Annotated in this window: 25 protein-coding genes; 7 read left to right on the top strand and 18 right to left on the bottom strand. The window is 72.7% G+C overall.

Annotation, left to right across the window (positions count from 1 at the left end; all coding sequences use genetic code 11):
- Positions 1-156: 156 nt before the first annotated feature.
- Genes VGD85_RS06925 through VGD85_RS06965 form a run of 9 tightly spaced genes read right to left on the bottom strand, consistent with a single transcriptional unit; the run spans position 157 to position 8,637 of the window.
- Positions 157-852 (bottom strand): response regulator transcription factor, encoded by a 696-nt coding sequence (locus VGD85_RS06925; protein ID WP_331062713.1) that lies wholly within the window; start codon positions 850-852, stop codon positions 157-159.
- The gene (locus VGD85_RS06930; RefSeq protein ID WP_331062714.1) at positions 845-2,020 is read right to left on the bottom strand and encodes a sensor histidine kinase; all 1,176 of its coding nucleotides are present in this window, start codon (positions 2,018-2,020) and stop codon (positions 845-847) included. Before VGD85_RS06930 ends, VGD85_RS06925 begins: the two co-directional genes overlap by 8 nt.
- Positions 2,017-2,928 (bottom strand): type II secretion system F family protein, encoded by a 912-nt coding sequence (locus tag VGD85_RS06935; protein WP_331062715.1) that lies wholly within the window; start codon positions 2,926-2,928, stop codon positions 2,017-2,019. Before VGD85_RS06935 ends, VGD85_RS06930 begins: the two co-directional genes overlap by 4 nt.
- On the bottom strand, positions 2,925-3,839 hold the full coding sequence (locus VGD85_RS06940) for a type II secretion system F family protein (protein WP_331062716.1): 915 nt from the start codon (positions 3,837-3,839) through the stop codon (positions 2,925-2,927). The genes VGD85_RS06935 and VGD85_RS06940 overlap by 4 nt, the downstream gene beginning before the upstream one ends.
- The gene (locus VGD85_RS06945; RefSeq protein ID WP_331062717.1) at positions 3,836-5,215 is read right to left on the bottom strand and encodes a CpaF family protein; all 1,380 of its coding nucleotides are present in this window, start codon (positions 5,213-5,215) and stop codon (positions 3,836-3,838) included. Before VGD85_RS06945 ends, VGD85_RS06940 begins: the two co-directional genes overlap by 4 nt.
- Complete coding sequence (locus VGD85_RS06950) at positions 5,212-5,547, bottom strand: TadE/TadG family type IV pilus assembly protein (protein ID WP_331062718.1); 336 nt, start codon at positions 5,545-5,547, stop codon at positions 5,212-5,214. Before VGD85_RS06950 ends, VGD85_RS06945 begins: the two co-directional genes overlap by 4 nt.
- Entirely contained in the window at positions 5,544-7,100 is a 1,557-nt protein-coding gene (locus VGD85_RS06955) for an AAA family ATPase (RefSeq protein ID WP_331062719.1), read from the bottom strand. Before VGD85_RS06955 ends, VGD85_RS06950 begins: the two co-directional genes overlap by 4 nt.
- Positions 7,097-7,828 carry a Flp pilus assembly protein CpaB gene (gene cpaB / locus VGD85_RS06960; RefSeq protein ID WP_331062720.1) on the bottom strand — a complete coding sequence of 244 codons (732 nt, stop codon included), beginning with the start codon at positions 7,826-7,828 and terminating at the stop codon, positions 7,097-7,099. Before cpaB ends, VGD85_RS06955 begins: the two co-directional genes overlap by 4 nt.
- Positions 7,825-8,637, bottom strand: coding sequence for a hypothetical protein (locus VGD85_RS06965; protein WP_331062721.1), 813 nt, complete (start codon positions 8,635-8,637; stop codon positions 7,825-7,827). The genes cpaB and VGD85_RS06965 overlap by 4 nt, the downstream gene beginning before the upstream one ends.
- A gap of 254 nt (positions 8,638-8,891) precedes the next feature.
- Between VGD85_RS06965 and VGD85_RS06970 the strand changes: the two genes are divergently transcribed.
- Positions 8,892-9,524: a hypothetical protein gene (locus tag VGD85_RS06970; RefSeq protein ID WP_331062722.1), complete on the top strand. Its 633-nt coding sequence runs from the start codon at positions 8,892-8,894 to the stop codon at positions 9,522-9,524.
- 13 nt (positions 9,525-9,537) lie between these two features.
- On the opposite strand, the gene VGD85_RS06975 is transcribed toward VGD85_RS06970, so the two are convergent.
- The gene (locus VGD85_RS06975) at positions 9,538-11,451 is read right to left on the bottom strand and encodes a vWA domain-containing protein (RefSeq protein ID WP_331062739.1); all 1,914 of its coding nucleotides are present in this window, start codon (positions 11,449-11,451) and stop codon (positions 9,538-9,540) included.
- Between the two features lie 122 nt (positions 11,452-11,573).
- Between VGD85_RS06975 and VGD85_RS06980 the strand changes: the two genes are divergently transcribed.
- On the top strand, positions 11,574-12,083 hold the full coding sequence (locus tag VGD85_RS06980; RefSeq protein WP_331062723.1) for a DNA-binding protein: 510 nt from the start codon (positions 11,574-11,576) through the stop codon (positions 12,081-12,083).
- 11 nt (positions 12,084-12,094) lie between these two features.
- Here the strand turns inward: VGD85_RS06980 and VGD85_RS06985 are convergent, their stop codons facing one another.
- Positions 12,095-12,553, bottom strand: coding sequence for a pyridoxamine 5'-phosphate oxidase family protein (locus tag VGD85_RS06985; protein WP_331062724.1), 459 nt, complete (start codon positions 12,551-12,553; stop codon positions 12,095-12,097).
- Positions 12,554-12,693: 140 nt separating this feature from the next.
- On the opposite strand from VGD85_RS06985, the gene VGD85_RS06990 reads away from it, so the two are divergent.
- Positions 12,694-13,215, top strand: a complete 522-nt coding sequence (locus VGD85_RS06990; RefSeq protein WP_331062725.1) for a hypothetical protein — start codon at positions 12,694-12,696, stop codon at positions 13,213-13,215.
- Here VGD85_RS06990 and VGD85_RS06995 read toward each other — a convergent pair.
- Positions 13,193-13,966, bottom strand: a complete 774-nt coding sequence (locus VGD85_RS06995; RefSeq protein WP_331062726.1) for a 2-phosphosulfolactate phosphatase — start codon at positions 13,964-13,966, stop codon at positions 13,193-13,195. The two genes, VGD85_RS06990 and VGD85_RS06995, sit on opposite strands and share 23 nt — an antisense overlap.
- A gap of 128 nt (positions 13,967-14,094) precedes the next feature.
- Entirely contained in the window at positions 14,095-16,044 is a 1,950-nt protein-coding gene (locus VGD85_RS07000) for a M13 family metallopeptidase (protein WP_331062727.1), read from the bottom strand.
- A 167-nt stretch (positions 16,045-16,211) separates the two neighbouring features.
- Here VGD85_RS07000 and VGD85_RS07005 point away from each other — a divergent pair, with 167 nt between their 5' ends.
- Complete coding sequence (locus tag VGD85_RS07005) at positions 16,212-17,648, top strand: hypothetical protein (protein ID WP_331062728.1); 1,437 nt, start codon at positions 16,212-16,214, stop codon at positions 17,646-17,648.
- Between the two features lie 106 nt (positions 17,649-17,754).
- On the opposite strand, the gene VGD85_RS07010 is transcribed toward VGD85_RS07005, so the two are convergent.
- The 3 genes from VGD85_RS07010 to VGD85_RS07020 are packed head-to-tail and all read right to left on the bottom strand — an operon-like array spanning position 17,755 to position 20,352.
- Positions 17,755-18,717 (bottom strand): NADPH:quinone oxidoreductase family protein, encoded by a 963-nt coding sequence (locus VGD85_RS07010; RefSeq protein WP_331062729.1) that lies wholly within the window; start codon positions 18,715-18,717, stop codon positions 17,755-17,757.
- Positions 18,718-18,742: 25 nt separating this feature from the next.
- Entirely contained in the window at positions 18,743-19,126 is a 384-nt protein-coding gene (locus tag VGD85_RS07015; RefSeq protein WP_331062730.1) for a DUF5655 domain-containing protein, read from the bottom strand.
- Positions 19,123-20,352 (bottom strand): M15 family metallopeptidase, encoded by a 1,230-nt coding sequence (locus VGD85_RS07020; RefSeq protein ID WP_331062731.1) that lies wholly within the window; start codon positions 20,350-20,352, stop codon positions 19,123-19,125. The genes VGD85_RS07015 and VGD85_RS07020 overlap by 4 nt, the downstream gene beginning before the upstream one ends.
- A gap of 234 nt (positions 20,353-20,586) precedes the next feature.
- On the opposite strand from VGD85_RS07020, the gene purU reads away from it, so the two are divergent.
- Complete coding sequence (gene purU / locus VGD85_RS07025; protein ID WP_331062732.1) at positions 20,587-21,447, top strand: formyltetrahydrofolate deformylase; 861 nt, start codon at positions 20,587-20,589, stop codon at positions 21,445-21,447.
- Between the two features lie 15 nt (positions 21,448-21,462).
- Here purU and VGD85_RS07030 read toward each other — a convergent pair whose 3' ends face one another.
- On the bottom strand, positions 21,463-21,645 hold the full coding sequence (locus VGD85_RS07030) for a hypothetical protein (RefSeq protein ID WP_331062733.1): 183 nt from the start codon (positions 21,643-21,645) through the stop codon (positions 21,463-21,465).
- Between the two features lie 107 nt (positions 21,646-21,752).
- Between VGD85_RS07030 and VGD85_RS07035 the strand changes: the two genes are divergently transcribed.
- On the top strand, positions 21,753-22,205 hold the full coding sequence (locus tag VGD85_RS07035; protein WP_331062734.1) for a VOC family protein: 453 nt from the start codon (positions 21,753-21,755) through the stop codon (positions 22,203-22,205).
- An 11-nt stretch (positions 22,206-22,216) separates the two neighbouring features.
- Here VGD85_RS07035 and VGD85_RS07040 read toward each other — a convergent pair whose 3' ends face one another.
- A complete protein-coding gene (locus VGD85_RS07040) occupies positions 22,217-23,641 on the bottom strand; it encodes an MFS transporter (RefSeq protein ID WP_331062735.1) in 1,425 nt (474 codons plus the stop codon).
- 74 nt (positions 23,642-23,715) lie between these two features.
- Between VGD85_RS07040 and VGD85_RS07045 the strand changes: the two genes are divergently transcribed.
- A partial coding sequence (locus VGD85_RS07045; RefSeq protein WP_331062736.1) for a GTP-binding protein LepA occupies positions 23,716-24,517 on the top strand: 802 nt, incomplete at its 3' end.

Genomic DNA, 24,517 nt, shown 5'->3' on the forward strand with positions numbered 1-24,517 from the left:
CCCCGTACGGGCCGTAAGCCTGTGTCCTGGATCTGGGTCGCCGTCCCTGACGACACTGTGAAATCTAGGTGCGATCGGCCGCCGCGCCGGGGGCCCAGGGGCCCATCGTTGGGCCCACTGCCGGGCCCGCCGCTGGGCCTCCTGGTGGGCCCAGACTCACTCCAGCTCCCGGGTGCCGAGCCACACGGCGATGGCCTCGCTGCGGTTGGTGACCACGAGCTTGCCGAAGATCGCGTTCACGTGGTTCTTCACCGTCTTCTCGGCGAGGTAGAGCTCTCGGGCGATCTCGCTGTTGGTCTTGCCCTGGGCGATCAGCTCCATGAGCTCGACCTGGCGGTCGCTCAGGTCGAACCGCTGCTGCCGGCGCCGACGCTCGACCTCGGGATCCTCCGTCCTCGGTCCGCCGCGCAGCACCTCGAGCGCCTGGTGGGAGAACGCGCCGGCGCCGAGCGCGGCGCTGCGCACCGTGTGCACGAGCGTGGTGGCGTCGAAGGAGCCGTGGACCAGGTAGCCGCTCGCGCCGGCGTCGAGCGCGGCTCGGATGTGCTCGGGCTCGTCGGTGAAGGTCAGCATGATCACCGTCGTCTCCGGGGCGATCGCCCGGGCCGTCTGGACGCCGTCACGCCGAGGCATCCGGACGTCGAGCAGGACCACGTCGGGTCGCAGGCTGTGCACCATCGACTCCGCGAGCACCCCGTCCCCGGCCTCGCCGACGACCTCCACCAGGTCCGAGGTCTCCAGCAGGCTGCGCAGCCCGGTGCGGACGACGGGGTTGTCGTCGACGACCAGGATGCGCGTCGGCCCCTCGGCCGGCGTCGGCAGCGGCAGGGTGAGATCCTCGAGGTCAGACATAGCTCGCCTCCTTCAGGCCCATGAGCGGCGCGACCAGGCGGACGCTCGTCCCGCGGCCGGACGCGGTCTCGATCTCGGCTCGCCCACCGACCTGGGCCAGGCGCTCGGTGTATCCGCGGACCCCGAAGTGGCCCTCGCGCTCCCGTTCGGGCAGCACCTCGAGGGAGAACCCGCATCCGTCGTCGGCGATCTCGACGAGCAGGTCGTCGCCATCGCTGCACATCCGGACCGAGAGCCGGTCGGCGCCCGAGTGCGCCAGCGCGTTGAGGATCGCCTCGCGGGCGGCGGCGAGCAGCTCGTAGCGCACCGACGGCGCCGAGACCGACACCTCCTCGAGGTCGAGCCGCAGGCGTACGTCGCGTCCGTGGGTGCAGTCGCGGGCGAGCGCGGCGAGGGACTCGTGGAAGGGCTGGTCGAGGTGGTCTTGCCGCAGGGTCGAGAGCAGCTCTCGGAGGCGCGCCACCGCGTCGGCCGAGGCCCGGGCGATGTCACCGGCCTCAGCGGCCGCGCGCTGGGGGTCGCGCTGGATCCAGTGCTCCAGGGACTGCGCGGTCAACGTCAGTCCCTGCAGGGTCTTGGCCGTGGAGTCGTGCAGCTCGCGGGCGAGCCGGGCGCGCTCGGCCGCCGCCGCGGCACCGGACACGAGGTCGGCGAAGGCACGTTCGGACTGACGCTTGCGTGTCGCGAGCAGCCGGAACACCTGGCCGAGCACGACGACCGACACGAAGGTGATCGGGAAGCCGAAGGCCACGAGGAAGGAGGAGTCGATCTCGCGGTCGAGCAGGCTCGCGGTCAGATAGCCGCCGACCATCGCGACCGTCGACAGCGCGGCCGGCAGCGGTGGCAGCACGACACCGGTGACGACACAGCTGCTCAGCGCGACCAGGACCAGCGGGTTGTCGGTGCCGAGCGCCACCATCAGCGCGGTCATCACCAGCCCGTCGACCATCACCAGCAGGGGGTGTCGCTGCAGGAAGTCGGGCACGGAGGGCAGCGAGATGCCGGCCATGCTGCTGAGGGTCAGGAACGCGATGGCCACGATGGCGACGGGCGAGAGCGTCCTCTCCACGAAGCCGGCGAGGCTGGCCAGCAGCGTCATCATCCGCATCAGGAACGCGACCCGGATCAGGGTCCGGACCTCCATCACGTCGGTTGCGTCGTCACTCATCCCGAGAACCCCCCGAACAGGTTGCCGAAGTCCAGACCCGAGCCCAAGACGATGCCGACGATGAGGATGATCAGCACCGCAGGCACCAGCACGATCGTCGTCACGAGCGTGACCCGCGGGGCGACCCGCGCGGCCTTGCGGCGCATCCGTTGGGCGTGCTCGCGGCGCTGGTCGATCGCGATCTGGTTGAGGGCGTCGACCAGTGGTGCGCCGAGCTCGTCGGACTGCAAGAACGCGGTGACGAACTGGCTCAGCGCCTCGGAGTCGCTGCGCTCGCGCAGCTGCTCGAACGCCGCCCGCAGCGAGGCGCCGTGCTGGACCTGCCCGAGCGCGTGCTGCATCTCGGCCGCCAGCGGGCCACCGAAGCGCTCTGAGACCCGCATCAGTGCCGGGCGGAACCCGACGCCGGCGGTGACGGTGACGGCGAGCACGTCGAGGAAGTCGGGCAGGTCGCGGTCGAGGGCCTCGGTGCGCAGGCGGCGCAGGCGAGAGAGCCGGGAGAGCGGGAACACCACGGGCGCCACCAGGCACAGCACGAGGCCCAAGACGTTGGCCGAGGCGAGGCAGATCAGCGTGGCGGGAGCCAGGAGGATGACCCAGAGCATGACCCCGCGGATCACGCCGTCGACGCTCAACCCGTCGGGGCGTCCGGCGTAGGCCACCTGGGCCTGCAGCCACTCGACGGCGCGGTGGGGCAGCCGGCGCCGCACGCGCGGAGCCAGTCGCGTCGCGAGTCGGCCCAACGGCCCCTCGCCGCGTGCCGCGCGACGCTGCTCGGGCCGCAGCACCATGAGCTCCTCGAGCCCCAGGCCCTCCGCGGCGTCCGCCCGCAGCAGCCGGTAGCCGTGCAGGGCCAGGAGCAGCGCCCCGGCCACGGCCACACCCGGCAGGTAGATCGTGAGGTTCATATGTCGAACCTCGTCATCTTGCGGATCAGGTAGTAGCCGAGCACGAACAACGAGCCGGCGATGACCAGAGAGATCTGCCCGACGATCTGCCCGGTCATCGCCTCGACCGACCCGGGCTGGATGGTGTTGAGCATGAACAGCATGCCGACGCCGAGCAGGATGACGAGGTAGCCGGTGGCCAGGGCCTGGGCGAGCGTGGTCCGGATCTCGCGGCGGGTCTCCTTGCGGGCCTCGAGCGTGTCCGCGATGTCGCGCAGCGAGGTCACCAGCGAGCCGCCGCTGCGGGAGCAGACCACCAGCGTCGACAGGAGCACCCCGACCTCGCGGGAGGGCAGCCGACTCCCCATGTCGTCGAGCGCGGTCTCCAGATCGGTGCCGAACCGCAGCGCGTCGGCCACGTGTCGCAGCTCGGTTCCGGCCGGCGCGGCCAGCTCCTCGCCCGCGATCCCGATGGCGGTCGAGATCGACAGGCCCGCGTTGGTCGCGTTGGCCAGCACGCGGGCGACCTCGGGCATCTGGACGATGAACGCCTCGAGCCGGCGCGCCTTGGCGCGACGGATGTAGGCACGCAGGGCGAACCCGCCGATGCTCACGCCCAGGATGCCGAACACCGGCGCCAGGGCGGTCCACAGCAGGTAGGCGGCCAGGAGGCTGACGCCGCTCGCGACCAGGACGACGCTGAGCGCACGCTGACGGATGCCGGCCAGGACCAGCTCGCGCTCGACGGCCACGCCGAGCCGAGTACGCCGGAAGCTGCGGTTGAGGCGGTCGAGCAGGGGCTGGTCCTCGGCCTGGTCGTAGCCGGCGACGGCCGCCGCGATGCGGCGCCGCTCCGTGGCGACCGATGACAGCGACCGCAGGCCGAGCAGACCGAACAGGACGGCGGCGACCGAGCACAGCAGTGCCGTCACGACCATGAGACGCCACCCCCACTGTCCAGACCGGTCAGGCCGTCGGCGGCGTGGAAGCCCGCCGGCAGCTGCTCGGACCGCTCCTGGAGCCGGGCCACGAGGCGCGGGTGCACGGGGTGGCGGACGAACGCACCGCGCGCGCCTGCCTCTCCGGGCGCGTGCGGGTCCCAGTGGACGATCCGGCTCAGCTCGAAGTCCTCCCGGCGCCGCGAGGAGAGATAGCTGACCTCGACGACGCGGCGGGTGCCGTCGGCGGACCGCACGAGCTGCACGACCAGGTCGATCGAGGAGTTCACCTGCTCGCGCAGGGCATGGAAGGGGATCTCCACGTCGGACATCGCCGCCATGGTCTCCATCCGCGACAGGGCGTCATCGGTGGTGTTGGCGTGCACGGTCGTGAGCGAGCCCTCATGGCCGGTGTTCATCGCCTGGAGCATGTCGAGCGCCTCGCCGCCGCGACACTCGCCGACGACGATCCGGTCGGGACGCATGCGCAGCGCGTTGCGCACCAGGTCGCGGATGGTCACCTCACCGCGACCCTCGACATTGGCCGGCCGGGTCTCGAGCTGGACCACGTGCTCCTGCTCCAGCGAGAGCTCGGCCGCGTCCTCGATCGTGACGATGCGCTCCCGGCCCGGGATGAAGGCCGACAGGGCGTTGAGCATCGTCGTCTTGCCCGAGGCGGTCCCGCCCGAGACGACGATGTTGAGCCGCGCCCGGACCGCGGCCTCGAGTAGCTGGGCGGTCGCCGAGTCGACGGCGCTGCGCTGGATCAGCTCGTCCATGCCGTAGCGCCGAGGGAACAGCCGGATCGTGACCGTCGGGCCGCGCAGCGCCAACGGCGGGAGCACGACGTTGACGCGTGCACCGCGCGGCAGCCGAGAGTCGGGAGGCAGCCGGGCGTCGACCATCGGGCTGGACTCGTCCACGCGGCGGTTCACGGTCGAGACCACCCGGTCGATCGTCTGCAGCAGCTGCTCGTTGCTGGTGAAGCCCGACGGGATCCGCTCGAGCACGCCGTAGCGCTCGACGTACACGGTGTCGTGCCCGTTGATCATGATCTCGCTGACCGCCGGGTCGGCGAGGATCGGCTCGAGCACACCGAGACCGACGGCCTCGTCGACCACCCGGCGGACCAGGCTGGTGCGCTCCCGGGTGCTGAGGATGATGCCCTCGCGCGAGACCAGGTGGTTGAGCACCCGCTCCAGGCGGGTACGCCGCTGCGCCTCGTCGAGGCGCCCGACCTCGGTCAGGTCGACCTCGTCGAGCAGCAGGCGCTTGAGGCGCCGCACCAGCAGCTCATCGGAGCTCTCGCTGGCGCCGAGCTCGACGCCGTTGCCCGCGACGCCGGCGAAACCCCGGTAGCCGCCGCTCACGGCGCCACCGCCATCGCGACCTCGCGCTCGACCGTGAACGCCGGCAGGGGGGCGACCCGCGGCACCTCGACCACGAGCTTCACCGAGTCACCCGACACGTCGACGCGGGACACGTGGAGCCCCGCCGGCAGGGCGTCCTCCGCCGCGGCGACGGGGTCGCGTCCGAGGCTCTGGGCGCGCGCGGACTGTCGTGCCGCCTCCTGGGTCTGCGAAGCGGCCCACCCCGCGACGCCCACCTGGAGGGTGTAGAGCGCGACGAGCACGAGCAGCGGCACCAACGCGACCACCTCGATGGCGACCGTGCCACGCTCATCACGACGACGGCTGCTCATGGCTCCTCCACCACCTGCGAGGTCTGGGAGATGTGGCCGGGCAGCTCGGCGCACCCGGGACAGAGGGCGGGAATGTCCATCGTCACCTTGACCGTCCCGTCGCCGAGCACGCTGACGTGCACCTGGTCCTGGATCGATGCCGGAACGGCGTCGCGGGCCGCGGCCGCGGGGTCCTCCCCGATCGCCTGGGCTCGCGCCGCGGCGTTGGCGGCATGCCCGTTCCACACGAAGGCCAACGCGGTCAGGCCCACCTGCCAGGCCAGCAGCACGACGAGGATCACGAGCGGCACGAGGACGACGGTCTCCACCGCGACCTGACCCGTCTCGACGGCGGCGCGACGTGCGCCCCCGCGGCGCCGTGCCGGAGCGCGGGTCGGCGGCTCCGCGACCGCGACGCCGCTCACCCCGATCTCGGCACCGATCCGCTCCAGGGCCGACCACCAGGCGGCCTCGCGGACCTCGCCCGGGTCGCGGGAGTTCACGGCGCGCTCGAGGCGGCGGAAGGTCGCGGGCAGCCGGGTCGAGACGACCTTCGCCGAGGTCAACCGGGCCAGGGCGTCGGGGTTGAGGACGTCCTCGCGCGAGACCCGGTTGACCAGGACGTTCAGGTCCTGCTCGGCGCTGACGCCCAAGCTCTCCCACGCCTGCACGGTGCGCCGGAACGACCGCATCGCCAGCACGTCCGGCGTCACGACCGTCACGACCGTGTCCGCCACCTCGACGGCCGCGGCCTGCGCCGGCGTGGCGTGGGAGCCTCCGTCGACGATGATCACGTCGAACTCCTGGCGCAGCAGGCCGAGGATCGCACGCACGGCGGCAGGGGTGACGTACTCGGTCTCGGCGACCTGCATCGGCGTGAGCAGCAGGGAGATGCCCGACTCGTGCTGGACCAGCGCGTCCAGGATCGTCGCGGGCGAGAGGTCCTCGGCGACCTTCGCGACGTCGGCGATCGAGACCCGCTGTCGGGCCTCGAGGATGCTCGAGACGTCACCGGCCTGCAGGTCGAGGTCGACCAGGCAGACCCGCAGACCGGAGACCTTCCGGCGCAGGTCGAGCGCCATGTGAGTGGCGATCGTGGTCGTCCCCACGCCACCCTTCGCGCCGGCGAACACCGTCACCCGCCCGTGCCGACCGAGCGCCTGGGTGGTGTCGGCGACCGTGCCGGACAGCAGTCCCCCCATGCGCTCGGACCACTCCCGGGCCGCCTCGTAGCGTCCGAGCAGGTCGTCGAAGGAGATGGGGTAGGAGACGACGCCCTTGGCGCCGGCCTCCATCGCCTTCAGCGCGCCCTCGACGTCGCCGGAGGAGTTGAGGACGACCACCCCGCTGGCCGGGGAGCGGAACACGATCTCGCGCACGACCTCCGGCGCGCTCTGCGGGCCGAGCCGGTCGTGGACGACCACGACGTCCGGCCGGAGCCGGCCCACGGCGGCCGACAGCTCCCCGGTCGACTGCTCGTAGGTCACCACCTCGGCGCCGTCGATCTCGGCCAACAGGCTGCGGATCTCGCTCTGGACACCCTGGTCGGCCGCGCCGACCACCACCTTGGTCACTGTGCCTCCTCCGGGATCGCCTTGCCGCCGAGGTCGCTCGCGTCGAACTCGTCGACCTCGCGCGACCGGTTGGTGCCCACGTCGCCGGGCAGGGCGACGAGCCGGACCTCCTGGGCGAACGCCGCCGCATAGGTCACCGACAGCGCGTCCTCGGGCTCCAGCGCGAGCGTCACCGGGACGACGTCCTTGGTGTTGGCCACGCTGCCCTCGTCGTCGACCGTGATGGTCTGCTGACCGCCGATCGAGACGATGCGGACGTCGCGCACGAGGACCCGGGCCTGCTTGGGCAGACCCGGCACATCGGCGAACACCGCGACGATGTCGACCCGGTCGCCCGGGCGGACCCGGCCGGCGACCCCGGTCACGCTGTTGACGTTGATCGCGATCTCACGCTCGGTGGGGCTGAGGTCCGTCGAAGGGATCAGCATGTCGGAGGTCACCACGGTGCCGGTGGCGAGGGGGAACGACACCCGCCGCCCCTCGAGCTCACGCAGGCTGGTGACCGCGGTCCGTGCCGCCCAGCGCCGAGGCACCTCGATCGCGTGCAGGTTGGAGGCGCCCAGAGGGCTGTAGGCGTCGACGGGCTTCGCCACCTCGTAGACGGTGATCCGTGGGCCGACCTGACTGTCGACGTCCTTGACGTAGTTGCTCACTGCGAAGAAGACGGCGAGCGACAAGGCCGCGGCGGCGAGAAGGAACAAGACGCCGCGACGCTGGCGGGGGTTCACTGGGTGGCTCCTCCGGCGGTGCTGAGCGATGCGAGGTGGGGTGCGGTCGCCGGTGGCGGGGTGCCGGCGGGCTGGGCGGTCACCGGGACCGCGGGGCCAGGGATCGCGCGGACCCGGCAGAAGGCACAGTCGTGGCCCCAGACGGCCTCATCGCAGATCGGGCAGCGGCCCGTGGCGGGCGAGAGCTCCGCGACCCCTGGCCACGCGACCACGAACTCGACCGCCTTCGCGGTCCCCCAGACCGGCGTGGGATCACTGGTCGCCTCCCGGCGGACCGGCCGGCTGGTGAGCCCCATCGAGAAGAGTGTCGCGACGGCGACCTCGGGAAGCTCACCGAAGGCGTGGCAGTCGTAGGCCGTGGCCACCACCCCGCGCGGGGGCACCCGCGGGAGCTGTCGGTCGGGCGCGAGCTGTCCGATCGGGAGCTTGGCCACCCACCCCGGGTCGCCGTGGACGGCCAGGTAGCCGGACCGGTCCCGCAGCCAGGAGTGCACGTGCTGGCGCAGGGTCGGCGCCGGGGTGGTCAGCTTGGCGACCGACGGCAGCCAGGCGCCCCAGGTCAGGGCATCGAGCCGGGCCCGGACGTCGGCGAAGACGGCGTTGGCGCCGTGGACCCGGTCGGGCACCATCTCGACCGCACGCATCATGGCCGTCGTGGAGAACGGCACCGCGACGACGCGCACGCTGAGCTCGGGGCGGACCGCAGCGACGGTGGCTGCCGCGACGTGCGCAGGGCCCGACCCAGCCTGCGGGCTGAGGACGAGGAGCTGTCGTGTCGTAGGCGAGAGCACCGTCTCGTCCGTGGCCAAGGAGGTCGGGTCAGACCACGGATGAACCTGCCACGACCCCCAGGTCGCAGTCCCCCGTGGCCTGGCGACCGGGTGCTCCTCGAGGAGCGCAACCGCCAGTGTCATGGTCCGTGCATACCCCGTTGTGCGCCGGCCTAACCGCGCGGCTCGGAATGGCTTCGGCGCCGCGGGATGCGGGTAGCCTCTGCGTGCGCGGCAGCGCAGCCGGACGAGGATCCGCGCGCTGGCGCGGACAAGGGGGAGGAGCGTTCGGGGTGGCGGACGGAGAGTCGCTGGCTCGTCGGCTGCTCGGCGGTGGCCACGGGCGGGACCAGCGAGCGCCGCGGCTGCGCGACACCGCCCGCATCCGGCGCCGGCGGGCCTGGGTCGCGATCGCGCTGCTCGTGCTCGGCCTCGGGTGCGCCGGGTTCGGCGTCGTCGCCGGCCGGGCCGCGCCGCCGAGCCCGATCCAGCTCGATCCCGACGGCGTCACCTCGGTCCCTGCGACGCACTTCTACCAGAGTCCGTGGGTGCTCTACGGACAGGTCGACGATCCCCGGCGGGTGCCATCCCTCACCGACGTGGGGTGCGCGCCGGACGGCGACCTGCGCCTCCCCGAGCAGCCGGACGACATGACGCAGTACGGGTCGCGGGTCATCGACGGGGTCTCGATCGCGGCGCTCGCCCTGCTCTCCCGGTCCGGGAGCCAAGCGTCGGTGCGGTGCAGCGACGCCGCGGACTACGCACCCTTGTGGCTGATGCCCTCGTCCGTCGCCGAGCCGTTCACCGCGACCGGCATCGCGATCCTCGGTGCCGTGCTCCTGGTGGTCGGCGCGTTGGTCCATCCGGCCACCGACGAGCTCCCGGCACGCTGGCGGGCAGCGCGCGGGCGACGCGACGAGCGCTGACGCGACCGTCCGGTCAGGCGGCCTGCCGGCGCCGCCACAGCAGGAGTGCGACGACCACGGCCGCGAGGCCGGCCGCGCCCAGCCCGGCGGCCACCAGCGTGGTCGCCGAGGAGTCGTCGTCCGACGACCCGGCCCCGGAGGCCGACGGGTCCTCGGTGGGCTCCGACGTCGGGCTCGTCTCGCCGCTGGGGCTCTCCGTCGAGCCGTCGCCACCGCTGGCGCCGGTGGCCACCGACCACGTCGCGCCACCGGCGTACGTCGGGCCGGCCGCCGCGTCGCCCACGACCTCGACGTCGATGGTGATCGGCAGCTCGATGGTGTAGTCCTCCGGCTCGACCACGACCATCAGGTAGTAGTCGCCGGCGGTCGTGTAGTCGCCTCCGCCGTCGAACTTCGTCGGGAGCTCGGTCGGGACCCGGCTGACCGGTGCCGTCGCCGTGGTCAGGGTGGCGCCGTCAGCGGTCTCGGAGAAGGTCGCGTCGTCGGGGTAGCTCAGGCCGCCTTGCATCGGGTCGAAGAGCCGGATCCCTGCCAGCGGGGGGAACCGCCCGAACGCGTCCGCGGTCGCCCCGTGCGGCTGGGCGAACTTCACCGACACCCGGGCGGCCTGCCCGAACTCGAGCGGGATCCGGTACAGCAGCGCCTCACCCGGGACGACCGTGCTCGACCACCGGCCGGCGCCGATCTCGGTGGCATTGGCGAACGATGCGCCTCCGTCGACCTTCTGGGCGGAGCCCGAGACCTGGGGCGGTGTGACCTGGATGCCGCTCCCTGCGGGAGGCTCGTAGCCGGCGTCGGCGAGGGCCGGCTCCTCACTGACGCGCAGGCCGAACGGCACGACGCCGTCCGCACCTGGGCCGCGTGAGACCGTGATCCGGTACTGCCCGGGCGCACCGCAGTCCGTGGTCGAGGTCTCGCCCTCGGTCGACGGTGCAGCGCTCGCCTCGACGCCCATGAGCATGCGGGTGTCGAGCAGGCGGGTCAGCCGGGCGTAGTCACAGCGCGCATCGTCCGGTCCGTAGATCGTCAGGTTGAACCCTTCGGCGATCTCGGCAGCTCCCTGGGTGATCGCGGCGGCCCGGATCGTCGTGTCGGCGGTCTGACGCTCGAAGACGTAGCTCTTCGTGGCGCCGGACCCGGCCAGGGTGTCGATCCAGTCGCCGACCGTGATCGGCGTGGGGTCGTTCTCCGGGCCGCCGGTGATCGGTTGGCCGGTCAGCGTGAAGGGCCGCACCGCCCGGCTGGCCACCCGGGCCAGCCTGCTCTCGATGTCGCCGGCGCTGTCGGCGTCGTAGTAGTGGCCGTTGCCAGCCTCCGCGATGCACCTGAGCTGGTCACGCGCCGCCCCGGAGACCGACAGACCCACCACGTCGATCTGCAGGTCGATGCCGCCCTTCTCCAGGTCGGCCGCCACCTTGCAGGGGTCGGGGTCACACGTCGACTCCCCGTCGGAGACCAGCACGATCGAGCGCGCTCCCTCCTCACCGAGGTCCTTCGCCGCCTGCTGCAGCGCGTACGGGATCGGCGTCTCGCCGTACGGCTTGTACTTCCCCACCGCCGCGGAGAGGTCCGCACGGTTGTCGGTCCCCGGCGGCACCACCAGCTGGCTGTCGGTGCACGCCCCCTTGTCGGTGCGCGAGAACACCTTCGCCCCGAACACCCTCAGGCCCACCTGCGCCTGGTCGGGCAGACCCTCGATGACCGTGTGCAACGCCGTCCGCGCGGCCTCGATCTTCGACTGGCCACCGCCCGCCGGCTCCGCCATCGACCCCGAGGAGTCCAGCAGCAGGACCATCCGGCCCAACCCGGCCTCGTCGTCACCAGCGGCCGCCGACGCGGTCGAGGGCACCGACGTGCCCGCCACCCCACCGACGCAGACCACAGCCAAGAACACCAGCGCCACCACGCGACGCAGCCCGATCATCATGTTCACGACCTTTCCGTCCGGACCCGATCGCCAAACACCGTAGGTATTCGCAATAGCGAACGTCAAGGTTGCTTGTGCGAACAGATCGGTCGTACGCTCTCGCTCACGAAGGGAGGCGCCGCGTGGACGAGGCGGACAAGATCGAGCAGCAGCGGCGCCTCTACGGCCAGCCGTTGGGCGACCTCGTCCGGCAGGTGACCGGCCGGCTGGGACTCACCCAGGCCCGGGTGGCGGACATCTTGGGGCTGAGCCCCGCGATGATGTCCCAGCTCGTCGGTGGCCATCGGGTCAAGATCGGCAACCCGCAGGCGGTCGCGCGGCTGCAGACGCTGCTGGCGCTGGCCGACGAGGCGCCCGCCCTCAGCGGCGAGGCGGTCGCGGGCCGGCTCGACGAGATCCGGGCCTCCCGTCCGGGACTCACCACCGGGCAGATGACGGCCACCACGAGTGTCGACGCCGCCGAGATCGTCCGCCGGGTGCTGCGCGCGGTCGCCTCCGGGCGCGAGCTCGACGCGGCCGCCCAGCAGCTCCACGACACCGCACCCGCGCTGGCCGAGCTGCTGCGCGTCTACGGCACCGGCACGTCGGAGGAGGCGGCCCACCACCTCCAGGAGATCGCCCACCTGCTCTGACCGGTGCGAGCTCACCCGAGCCAGTGGCCACCGCGCATCAGCGTGCGGCCGGCGATCTCGTCGGCCTCGCGCCAGGCCTGCACCCGCTCGGGTCGCAGCACCGCGAAGACGTACGCCGCGTCCCCGCGCGGGTCCCAGTCCGCCTGAGCGGCGTACGCCGCACCGAGGCCGGCGTCCTCGTCGACGGGCACGAGGCGCTCGAGGACCGCGTCGACCATCGTGACGTCGCGGGTCGGGCCGACCGCGAGCCGGGCCCGCCCCGACGCCGCGAGATCGCGCGCGGTGCGCGACCTCTCCTGCACGGCGATGACGAGCCGCTCGCCCGTCCACGCGAGCGACAGCGGCACCAGGTGCGCCTCGCCGGCGGCCGAGGCCGTGGCCACCCACACGTCGATCTCGGGCGTCGCCCACATCGCGAGCGTGTCGGCCTTGCGGGTCGCTCGGTCACGGGGGCCTCGGGGTCCGGTCACGAGCGGCAGTCTGCCAGTGCGGTGGCCCGCACCGGGGCCGCCGGCGCCGCGCCCATGGCCCGAACGGGGTGGCCCGGGCGGCATCCGCTCCGTGACCTCCGCCTCCACCGGCGCGCGCCGTCCGGCTCTAGCGTCGAAGCATGTTCACAGCTCTCTCACGTAGCGCACCGGCACTGGCCATCGCCGCCGGCGCCCTGCTGCTCTCGGCCACCGGCGGCGCGGTCGCCGCCACGGTCATCACCGGTGCCGACATCAAGGACGGCACCGTGACCACCAGGGACATCAAGAACTCCACCCTCAAGACCGCCGACCTCTCCGCGGCCGCGATCGCCGCACTGGAGGGCGACCCGGGCCCCGCGGGACCGCAGGGTGACCCGGGGCAGGCGGGACCTCCGGGACCGGTCGGGCCCGCCGGAGCACCGGGCATCAGCGGCTGGGAGCTCGTCAGCAACAGCACCAGCGTCCCCAGTGGTGCCGACGGCACGGTCTACGCCACCTGCCCCACCGGCAAGAAGACACTGGGCATCGCGGGCTACTTCGTGACCGGCACCGAGGGCATCCAGTCCAACCTGGCCACCGCCACCGGGGCCGTGTACGGCCACAACAGCAAGGCGACCGCCAACACCCTGGTCATCGAGATCATCTGCGCCACCGTCGGCTGACCGGCTCGCCGGGGCGGGCGGTCGCGGCGACGAAAGCCTCTCCGTCGAGGACGGGTACGGCGGCACACGCGTCGTGCTCGGCCGCGACCGCCACGTCCCCGGCGAAGCCGATCTCCACGAGCTCTCGGCCACTGGCGCAGTCGTGCAGCTCCTCGGTCAGGCGCGCCTCGACCGCCCGGAACGCGCATTCGGCCACGCGCGCTTCCGGGCTGAGGCCGGTCGCGCCGAGGTCGACGAGCGCCGCCACCACCGCGCCCGCGCCCCAGAGGTCCTCGACCGCGGGACGCAGCGACCCGTCGGGCCAGCGCTCACCGGCAGCGACGACCGCGACCGACGCACCGTCGGGGAGCCAGCGCGCGACGGCGACGGCGTTGCGCAAGGACGCACCGACGACGGTGACGCCGGCATCGGCCAGGCCGAACGCGATCGACGAGCCGTTGGGCGAGGGCAGCACCAACCGCTCGATCCCCTCCGCGGCCCGCACCGACACCGGCGACAGGCTGACGCCGGTCCGCTCCGACCGCCCGGTCGCCAGCACCGCGGCGCGCTCAGCGGCGTACGCCGTCGCTCGCTCGTCCTTCCAGCGGAAGGGATAGACGGTGATCCCCCGCTCCACGGCCACGGTGAGCGTGGTCGTGAACGACAGCACGTCGACCACGACCGCCACGTCCGCGCCGCCGACGATCGCTGCAGCACCGGTCGCTCCCCACTCGAACCGCAGCCGATACGCCGACTGCGTGTGTGCCCCCATGCCCGTCACGACGTCCTCCCGGGTGCGCTGTCATCTCGCTGTAACGCCGTGTTACCCCCTCTGCCCACGATGTTGCAGCACGGGGATAGAGCGGGTAAACGGGCGTTACAGCGGGGAAGGCCGACCCGTCACCAGATCCGGACCCGCTGCTCCGGGTCGAGCCACAGGCCATCGCCGGGCTGGGTGTCGAAGACCTCGTGGAACTCGTCGAGGTTGCGCACGATGTTGGCGCGGAACTCCGGCGGGCTGTGCGGGTCGATGGTGAGGTACTGCTGCTCCTGCTCCTTGCGCCGCTTGGTGCGCCAGCAGTAGGCCCAGTTCAAGAACACCTTCCGCCGGTCCTCGGCCGGGGCGTCCCCGCCGCGCGAGATGAGGTACGCCGTGTGCCCGATGGTCAGGCCGCCGAGGTCGCCGATGTTCTCGCCCACGGTGAGCGCCCCGTTGACGCGCTCGCCGGGCAGGGCGCGGGGCTCGAAGCCGTCGTACTGCTCGATCAGCGCCTTCGACTTCACCTCGAAGGCGGCCTTGTCGTCGGGGGTCCACCAGTCGTGCAGGTTGCCCTGGCCGTCGTACTGGGCACCCTGGTCGTCGAAGCCGTGGCCGATCTCGTGGCCGATGACCGCGCCGATGCCGCCGTAGTTCTCCGCGTCCTCGGCGTCCGGGGAGAAGAACGGCCGCTGCAGGATCCCGGCCGGGAAGCAGATCTCGTTGGTGCCGGGGTTGTAGTAGGCGTTGACGGTCTGCGGGAGCATGAACCACTCGTCGCGGTCGACCGGCGAGCCGATCTTCCGCAGCTGCCGGTCGGTCTCGAACGCCGACGCGGCGGCCACGTTGCCGAGCAGGTCGTCGCGGGTCACCCGCAGGGTCGAGTAGTCCCGGAACTTCTCGGGGTAGCCGATCTTGGGCCGGAACGTGTCGAGCTTCTCGTAGGCCCGCTGCTTGGTCTCCTCGGTCATCCAGTCCAGCCGCGAGATCGACTGGCGGTACGCCGCGAGCAGGTTGGCCACCAGGTCGTCCATCATCGCCTTGGCGCGGGGCGGGAAGTGCCGGGCGACGTACTCCTTGCCGACCGCCTCGCCGATCGCGCCCTCGACGAGCGCGACCCCCCGCTTCCACCGGGCCCGCAACTCGGGGGTGCCGTTGAGCGTGCGGCCGTAGAAGTCGAAGTTGGTCTCGACGAAGTCGTCGGTGAGGTACGGCGCGGCCGCGCGCAGCACGTGGGCCAGCAGCCACTGCCGCCAGTCCTCGAGCGGGATCTCCTCGAGCACCGAGGAGAGGTGCGAGAAGTACGACGGCTGCCGCACGCACACCTCGGCGAGCGTGGCCTCGTCGCCACCGAGGTTGGTGACGTAGGCGCTCCAGTCGAAGGCCGGGCACAGCTCGACGAGCTCGGCGAACGTCATCAGGTTGTAGGTCTTCTGCACGTCGCGGGTCTCGGCGCGCTCCCAGTGACCGGCGGCCATGCGGGTGTCGATCGCGAGGACCGTCGCGGCCGCGGCGCCCGGGTCGGGGTGCTCCCCGAGGCCGAAGAGCGTCGTCAGGTACGCGACGTACTTCTCCCGGATCTCGGCGAACTTGTCGTCGCGGTAGTAGGACTCGTCGGGCAGGCCGAGCCCGCCCTGCACGAGGTTGAACAGGTAGCGGTCGGAGTTCTTGGAGTCGGTGTCGACGTAGGAGCCGAACATCCCGTGGCCGCCGATGCGCTCGAACTCACCGAGGAAGGCCGCGAGGTCGCGGATGTCGCGCAGGCCGGCGACGGCGTCGACCAGGGGGCGCACCGGCGCGAGGCCGCGCCGCGCGATGGTGTCGGTGTCCATGAACGACGCGAACAGGTCGCCGATCTTGTGCGCGTCGTCGTCGACCTCCTCGCCGGCGAGGACCTTGCGGGCCAGGTCCTCGATGATCGCGTGCACGTGTTCCTCGGCGGCGTCCGAGAGCTCGACGAACGGCCCCCAGCTCGAGCGGTCGGCGGGGATCTCGGTCTCGTCCAGCCACCGGCCGTTCACGTGGCCGAAGAGGTCGTCCTGGGGCCGGATGTCGGGGTTCATGCCCGCCCGGGCGTCGTCGAGGATGCTCACGGCGACGACAGTAGCCGGGCGCGGGCGAGGTATGCCTCCTGCTTCGCGCAGGGCGAACGCGCGGCCCACACGGACCGAGCACCGGCCCGGCACGGGCAGCCAGGACCTCCGACCGTGGCGCACGCGGGTGGACGGTGCCAGAGTCGGCTCCAACGGGAGGTACCGCCATGCGCTCGTCACGTCGTCTCGCTGCCCTCGTCGCCACGCTCGGGCTGGCCCTGCCCCTCACGGTGGGTACGGCCCTCGTCGCGTCACCCAGCACGGCCGATCCCGCGCCTCCGCTCGACCGCGGCGCGCCCGGGACCTGGACGAAGGTGACCACCGGCAAGGTCCTCAACATCTCCGAGCCCGGGCTCTACCGCACCGCCGACGGGGTCCTGCACGTGCTCTACCCACGCCAGAACGCCTCCACCGACGACATCGCGTTCACCAACATCGGCCCCACCGGCGCCGTCGTCGCGACCGGCGACGCGGTGGCCGGCTGGGCGGACCTGCCGCAGGACCCGAAGGTCGTGGGTCTGCCCGGTGGCGGGATCCGGCTGGTGTTCGGCGGCATCCACGACATCTACGGCGGGGACCCCTACGACACCGGCCAGATGTTCAGCGCCACCTCCGACGCCGGCGGCACGACCTGGACCCTCGCGCAGGGTGCGCTGACCGAGAGCCACTACGCCTACGCCAGCTACGGCACCGGGGCCACCACGCTCGCCGACGGCACGCCGGTGGTGTCGTTCCCGCTGAACTCCATGCTGACCTGGAACGCCGGCACGCCGACCGACTCGACCTTCACGGTGTCCTCGTGCTGCCTCTACGACTCCACGCTGGTCCGCGACGACGACGAGGTCTGGGTCGCGTACGCCGGCAACGGCAGCTCGGCCTCGACCGCCGGCCTCTTCGTCAAGCAGCTGCTGCCCACGGACACCGGCCCCACCTTCAAGATGCCCCGGTCCAGCGAGGGCACCGACGTGAGCACCCCGAGCCAGTCGACCGCGTTCGTAGCGCGGCCGGGCGGCGGGATGTACGCGGCGTACTGCATCGGCTATCCGACCTGCGACCGGATCGGGCTGTGGCGGTTCGGCAGCGACGAGCCCGTCACCGTCCCCGGCTCGAAGGGCGCCCGCGACATCGCGCTGGCCTCCGGCCCCGGCGGCCGGCTCTGGATCGCGTGGACGACCTACGACCAGGTCAAGGTCGTGCGCACCGCGACCACGGGCACCCGCTTCGGCGCGGTCCGCACGATCAAGCCCCCGCCGGCCGCGGACAGCCTGCACGGCGTGTTCGTCGCTGGCTCGGACGGGTCCGCGGACGTGCTGCTCAACAACGGCTCGGCCCTGTTCCACCAGCAGGTGCTCCCCGGGCTGAGCCTCACGGCCGCGCCCCGGTCGTGGCGCCACGGCACCCGGCAGAAGGTGACGTTCACCGCCACCGACGCCGGCGCCGCGATCGGCGGGGCGCGGGTGAGCGCCGCCGGCCGGTCCTGCACCACCGCGGCCGCGACCGGGCGCTGCTCGATCACGTTCCGGATCGCGACCTCGAAGCGGTTCGTCGCCACCGTCCACGCTGACGGCTACGCCGCCGGCAGGGTCCGGCTCCGGGTCCGCTGACCTCGTCCGCGGGCCCCATCTCCCGTCGAGACACCAGGAATGGCTGCTCCGCGGCCGCAACGACAGCCACTTCTGGTGTCTCGACGCGAGGCGGGCGCCGGAGCGGCTACCTGACCCGCAGCACCGACTTGCCGAGCGTGCGGCGCTGGTCCATGTCGACGAGTGCCCGCGCGACGTCGTCGAGGTCGTACGTCGCGCCGACCGGCGGCTTGACCACGCCCGACTCCAGCATGGGCAGCAGCGCGGCCCACTGCTGCTGCATGTAGCCCGGGCGCATCATCGCGTAGGCGCCCCAGCCCACGCCGCGGACGTCGACGTTGTTGAGCAGCAGCCGGTTGACCTTGACCTCGGGGATGCCCTGGCCGGCGGCGAACCCGACCACCAGCAGCCGGCCCTGGGAGGCCAGGCAGCGCAGCGAGTCGGTGAAGACCGTGCCGCCGACGACGTCGACGACCACGTCGACCCCGCGGCCGTCGGTGAGCTGCATGACGGCGTCCTTGAAGCCGTCGAGCAGCACGGCCTCGTCGGCACCCGCGGCCCGGGCCACCTCGGCCTTCTCCTCGGTGCTGACCACGGCGACGGTGCGTGCGCCGTACCCCTTCGCGACCTGGAGCGACGCGGTGCCGACGCCACCGGCGGCGCCGTGCACGAGCACGGTCTCCCCCGCACGCAGGCCGCCGCGCTCGGCGAGCGCGAACTGGGCGGTGAGGTAGTTCATCGGCAACGCCGCGCCCTCGTCGAAGGAGACGTGGTCGGGCAGCGCGAACGTGAACATCGCCGGGTTGGCGACCAGCTCGGCGGCTCCGCCGTACCCGTTCACGCCGGCGACGCGCTGGCCCGGCTCGAACGGTCCGCCGCTGACGACGGTGCCGGCGAAGTCGACCCCGAGCGTGAACGGGACGTCGGGCTTGAGCTGGTACTCGCCCTTGCTCAGCAGCAGGTCGGGGAACGAGATCCCGACCCGATGCACCTCGACGAGCACGTCGTCGGGACCGGGCGTCGGGTCGGGGACGTCGCGCACGACGACGTCGGAGGGACCGGTGGTGTCGAGCACTTGGGCGGCACGCATGGGTCAGGACCCTAGGACATGGGCCTCAGTCGGCCCGGTCGTAGGCCTCGCGGAGCCAGCCCAGGAGCTCGGCGTCGAGGTCGACGGCCGGGTCGCGCAGCTCGACGTGGTGGACGACGTGCCGCGGCGAGGTGCGCACGGCCTGCTTGACCCGCGGGGAGTCGAGCTCGTGGTCGAGCGCGAAGGTCAGCACCACGTCGGCGGCGGGGCTGCGGAGGTACTGCCGGGGGTTCCACAGCCACGCGAACCCACGCCCGCGGCGGAACCCGATCTGGCTGCGGCCGACGCGCTCCTCGCAGCCTCCCCAGCCGGTGATCGTCTCGTGCACGATGCGGTACGCCGCCAGGCCGGTCTCCCCCGCACCGAAGAGGTCGGCCGGCGTGCGCGGCGCGGGACCGGCGGCGCTCACCGCGGCTCGACCAGGCGGTTCATCTCGAAGTGCATGGGATCGGTGTAGCGCCAGTCGCCGCCCCACGTGAAGCCCCAGCGCTTGAAGATCGCGACCACGCCGCGGTCGATCTCGCCGGCGGTGCCGCGCTGGTTGCCGGGCACGTTCAGGTCCAGCGCCAGCCCGAACGCGTGGTTGGAGAGCGTGGTGCTGCCGGCGATGAAGCGCGGGTAGTAGCAGCCGGCGTACTCCCCGGGATGGATCTTGTCGGCGAGCCCCTGGGCGACGACGTCCTCGAGCGCGGCCCGCAACTGCGGGATCATCAGCCGGTTGCAGGTGACGTTGCCGAGGATCGGCACCGGCTCGGTCACGATGTGCGCCGCCACCCAGGCCGGGTCGGGTGCGATCCGGCCACCGCCGAGCACGCTGTAGCGGAACGTGCCCACGGCGTCGGCGATGGTGCCGACGACCACCGCGGTCTGCACGACGCCGGGGTCGAGGCCCTTGCGTGCGACGACATCGGTCATCTGCACGGACGCGTCGGTGCCGCGCAGGATCCGGGTGATCGGCTTGCGCAGCGTCTCGGGTGCGGTGCCGCCGGTGCGGATCAGCAGCGCGTTGCCCTCGGTCATGTCCAGGTCGGGGATCCAGGTCTCGTTCACGACGGCGTCGACCAGCCACGACTGCTGTGCGTAGGCACCGACGTGCACCTTGGGGGCGTCGGCGGTGCTGCCCAGGGCGAGGAAGTCCTCGGCGTCCAGCGGCGCCCGCTCCTCCAGCGCCGGGCGCAGGGCGACCTCGCCGCCCGCGACCCGGTCCCACACCTCTGCGGTCTGGGCGCTGCCGGCCGCCGTGACCCAGTTGCGGTACGTCGCCGGGTCGACCGCCGCGACGCTCAGCGCCCGGTTCTCGATCGGGATCGACACCAGCGAGATCTGCTCGACGTCCTGCACGCCCTCGAGGCGCCGGATCCGGTCCACGGTGGCCTTCGGGAGCGGCTTCGAGCCGTTCGCGACGATGTCGGCCGGTGCGATCGCGCCGGTCCGCGGTCCCGGCGGGTCCACCGCGTGCGCCGGGTCCAGGGCAGGCGATGCGGTCTGGCCGCCGGCCGCGGTGGTCGCGCTCCCGCCCGACGGGCTCGGAGAGGTGGTGCCGGACTCCGCCGATCCGTTGCAGGCACTCGCGAGCGCGGCCAGCAGCACCACCACCGCGCCGGCGGTCGTCGTGCGCGCGCGCCCGAGTGCCATCACATCCCTCCCGGCGGCCAGGGTACGTCGCGATCGCCCGAACGGTCGCCGCTCGGCGGCGGGCTTCGGGGTCCAGCGCCGGTCGGAATCCCCGGTCCACCGGGGAATCTTCCGCTTGTCAGGGGTTGCAACCCCCGACAAGCGGGAACAACCCCGGCCCACCGGGGATCCTCCGCCTCCCGCCGGACCGCCGCACCGTCCGTCCGGAGGCGCCAGGATGGGAGACTGTCCCGCGTGTCCGAGTTCGTGCTGATCCTGTCCTGCCCCGACCGCCCCGGCATCGTCCACGCCGTGACCGGCTTCCTGGTGGAGCGCGGCGCGAACATCACCGAGAGCCAGCAGTTCGGCGACGCGCTCAGCGGACAGTTCTTCATGCGGATCGCGGTCGAGGTCCCCGCCGATGGTCGGGGGAGCGTCGACGAGGCGAGCCTGCGCACCGAGTTCGCGCCGGTGGCCGAGGAGTTCGAGATGCGCTTCGAGATCCGCGACGCGACCGCGCCGTACCGCACGATCATCATGGTCTCCAAGGACCTGCACTGCCTCAACGACCTGCTGTTCCGCGCGAGCACCGGCTCGCTGGGCATCGAGGTCGCCGCGGTCGTGTCCAACCATCGCGACGCCGAGCCGATGGCGGCGTCGTACGGCGTGCCGTTCCACCACGTCCCGGTCACCGCGGACACCAAGCCGCAGGCCGAGGCGCGGCTGCTCGAGCTGGTCGGCGAGCTCGACGTGCACCTGGTGGTGCTCGCCCGCTACATGCAGATCCTCTCCGACCGGCTGTGCCGCGAGCTGGCCGGCCACGCGATCAACATCCACCACTCGTTCCTGCCGAGCTTCAAGGGCGCGAAGCCCTACCACCAGGCCTTCGACCGCGGGGTCAAGCTGGTCGGCGCGACCGCCCACTACGTCACCGGGGACCTCGACGAGGGGCCGATCATCGAGCAGGACGTGATGCGCGTGGACCACGGGTTCTCCCAGGCCCAGCTGGTCTCGGCGGGCCGGGACGTCGAGACCCAGGTGCTCGCCCGCGCGGTGCGCTGGCACGCCGAGTCGCGGGTGCTGCTCAACGGCCACCGCACGGTGGTGTTCCGCTGAGCCGACCCTCGACGGTCAGACGGACCAGCTGACCGACTCGACGGCGACGTCGGCCGGCTTGTAGACGCCGACCAGGTCGGGACGCCGCGCCATCAGGTCGACGAGGTCGCTGGGGTGCACGGCGACCCGGGCCTTGCGTGCCGAGGGCACCTCGTCGCGGGGTGCCGGGCGCGTCGGCGCCGTGAGCATCGTGGTCATCTGCTTGTCCCCTCCCGGAGCGGGTCCCGTCGGGACCTCCGTACCCATCCCGATCGGCCCCACACGGCGACTCCTTAAGGCTTGCGCACCGGCGTAGGTTCACCGGGGTGAGCGCGAGCCATCCCTTCGTCGCCCAGACCGTCCTCGACTGCCGCCACCCGCGGGTGCTGGCCGAGTTCTACCGCGAGCTGCTCGGCTACGCCTACCGGCCCGGCGACGAGCCACCGCCGCCCGGGGCCGACGATCCGCGAGGCACGGACTGGCTGGTCCTGCGGCCCGGCCCCGATGCCGCGGACTCCGGCCGCGGCCTGGCGTTCCAGGCCAACGCCGAGTACGTGCCACCGGTGTGGACGCCGGGTCCGGACCGGCCCGGGGACCAGCAGATGATGCTGCACCTCGACCTGACCGTGCCCGACCGCGAGAGTCTCGAGACCCAGCGCGCCCGGGTCGTCGAGCTCGGCGGTCGGGTGCTGCTCGACCGCACCGACGACGAGGACGAGCCGCTCTACGTCTTCGCCGACCCGGCCGGGCACCCGTTCTGCATCTTCGTCGCCGGCTAGCGTCTTTGCGGTCACGCGCCGCGGGCCGCCCGGAGCCCGGGGTCGCGGATCGTCAGCCACGAGACCACCCCGCCCACGGCGAGCAGCACCGCGCACACGATCGTGGCGGAGCCGTACGCCGCGTCGAACGTCGCCGGGTCGGCGTAGTCCTCCCCGCCGATCCCGACCGCGGCCGGCAGCGCCGCGACCGCGAGCAGCGATCCGGCCCGTGCGACGGCGTTGTTGACCCCGCTCGCGATGCCGGCGTGCTCGTCGGCCACCGCGGCCAGCGCGGTCGCGGTCAGGGGCGCGACCATCAGCGCGAGCCCGAGCCCGAACACCACCAGGCCCGGCAGCACGTCGGTCCAGTAGCCCAGGTCCGGCCCGACCCGGAGCAGCAGCAGGGTGCCCACGGCCATGACCAGCGGCCCCAGCGTCATCGGCACCCGCGGCCCGATCCGGGCCGCGAGCGCACCGCCCCGCGCGGCGAGCAGCAGCATGCAGACCGTGATCGGCAGCGTGGCCACGCCGGCGCGCAGCGCGCCGTACCCGCTCACCGTCTGCAGCTGCAGGACGAGGAAGAACAGCATCGCCCCGAGCGCGGCGTACACGACGAACGTCATCGCGTTCGCGGCGGCGAACGTGCGGTCCGCGAAGATGCCGAGGGGCAGCATCGGGTGGTCGCTGCGCCGCTCGTCGGCGACGTACGCCGCGGCCGCGAGGACGGCGACGGCCACGGCCCAGGGCGCGAGCGGGCCACCCCACTCGATCAGTGCGTACGTCAGGCCGGCGAGGCCGAGCGCGGCCAGCAGCGCCCCGGCGACGTCGAGCCGGCGCGGTGCGCCCGGGTCGAGCGTCTCGGGCACGGCGCGCCGGGCGACGACGACGGTGATCGCGGCGATCGGCAGGTTGACCAGGAAGATCCACCGCCAGCTCGCGTACTGCACCAGTCCGCCTCCGACGAACGGCCCGACCGCGGCGGCGACGCTGGTCAGGCCCGACCAGGACCCGATCGCCCGGGACCGGTCCCCGGGGACGAAGGCACCCTGGATCATCGCGAGGCTGCCCGGCGTCAGCAGCGCCGCGCCGACACCCTGGAGGATCCGCGCGCCGATCAGGACCGCGGGCGTCGGCGCGAGCCCGCAGGCCAGCGACGCCGCCGCGAACCACACCGTGCCCAGGACGAACACCCGGCGCCGCCCGAACCGGTCCCCGAGCGAGCCGCCGAGCAGGATCAGGCTCGCCAGCGAGAGCAGGTAACCGTTGGTGATCCACTGCAGCTGGGCCAACGAGGCGTCCAGGTCGGCGCCGATCGTGCGGAGCGCGACGTTGACGACCGTGCCGTCGAGCATCGTCATCCCCGACCCCAGCACCGCGGCCGTGACCACGGCCCGGCCGGTCGGCGTGCCGATCCGGACCGTGCCGCCCGTCCCGGCCGATCCGGTGGGGTCGCCCACGCCGAACACCCTAGGCGGTCGGCTCAGGGAAAACCCCGATGTAGGCGACCCTCACCTCGACCTAGGATCCGGCAATGGCGCGCGCATCGACCTCCGAGCGGCGGCTCCGCGACCACGTGGACCGCCTCGGCCACGAGCACCCTCCGATCGACCTCGCGACCGTCGACTACACGGTCCGGCGCCCCGGGGTGCTGGGCGACCGGTTCGGGCACGTGCTCGACTACATGGCCCGCGTCGAGCTCGAGGTCGACCGCAACGTGCTCGAGCTGACCACGCTGTTGCCGGATCCGCCGGAGGTGGACCGCCGTTTCTACGCCGAGGTGTGGCAGCCGCAGGAGATCCGGCACGGTCTGATCCTCGACGCGCTCCAGGTCCGGCTGGGCCGGCCGGCGGCGGTGGCCGACCTGACCTCGGTGAGCATGAAGATGCGGGTGCTCGGGGCGCTGGCCCACCTCGACGCGTTCCAGGACGTGTGCCGGATGCTCTACTACCTCACCGGCATGGCGACCGAGCGTTCGGCGGTCATCGCCTACAACCTGCTGCACGGCGGCGTCACCGAGCTCGGCGAGCACGCGGTCGCCGACACCGTGATCGCGCCGATCCGGCGCCAGGAGCCGGGGCACTACGCGTTCTACCAGCTCTCCGCACGGGGGCTCTGGGCCGAGCTGGCCGGCTGGCAGCGGTGGCTCGTGCGTCGCATGCGCCGGCTCTCCTTCGCGCCGGTCGGAGCCAACGACGCCGCCCAGGTCGCGGACTTCGGCGCGGTGATGCGCACGCTCGGGATCGACCAGGACACCGACGGGTTCGCGGCCCAGGTGGCCCGGGTCGAGCGCGACCTGCTGTGGGCGCACCGGCGCGGGCTGCGGGTGCCGGCGT

This window comes from Nocardioides sp. (genome assembly GCF_036401255.1).
Lineage (GTDB): Bacteria > Actinomycetota > Actinomycetes > Propionibacteriales > Nocardioidaceae > Nocardioides.

Bases quoted from the DNA above. Each gene is read 5' to 3' on its own strand.
- VGD85_RS06925 (WP_331062713.1), bottom strand. From the start codon at position 852: ATGTCTGACCTCGAGGATCTCACCCTGCCGCTGCCGACGCCGGCCGAG.
- VGD85_RS07005 (WP_331062728.1), top strand. From the start codon at position 16,212: ATGCGCTCGTCACGTCGTCTCGCTGCCCTCGTCGCCACGCTCGGGCTG.
- VGD85_RS06990 (WP_331062725.1), top strand. From the start codon at position 12,694: ATGTTCACAGCTCTCTCACGTAGCGCACCGGCACTGGCCATCGCCGCC.
- VGD85_RS07020 (WP_331062731.1), bottom strand. From the start codon at position 20,352: ATGGCACTCGGGCGCGCGCGCACGACGACCGCCGGCGCGGTGGTGGTG.
- VGD85_RS06950 (WP_331062718.1), bottom strand. From the start codon at position 5,547: ATGAGCAGCCGTCGTCGTGATGAGCGTGGCACGGTCGCCATCGAGGTG.
- VGD85_RS06930 (WP_331062714.1), bottom strand. From the start codon at position 2,020: ATGAGTGACGACGCAACCGACGTGATGGAGGTCCGGACCCTGATCCGG.
- VGD85_RS06975 (WP_331062739.1), bottom strand. From the start codon at position 11,451: ATGATGATCGGGCTGCGTCGCGTGGTGGCGCTGGTGTTCTTGGCTGTG.
- VGD85_RS07030 (WP_331062733.1), bottom strand. From the start codon at position 21,645: ATGACCACGATGCTCACGGCGCCGACGCGCCCGGCACCCCGCGACGAG.
- VGD85_RS06995 (WP_331062726.1), bottom strand. From the start codon at position 13,966: ATGGGGGCACACACGCAGTCGGCGTATCGGCTGCGGTTCGAGTGGGGA.
- VGD85_RS06935 (WP_331062715.1), bottom strand. From the start codon at position 2,928: ATGAACCTCACGATCTACCTGCCGGGTGTGGCCGTGGCCGGGGCGCTG.
- VGD85_RS07010 (WP_331062729.1), bottom strand. From the start codon at position 18,717: ATGCGTGCCGCCCAAGTGCTCGACACCACCGGTCCCTCCGACGTCGTC.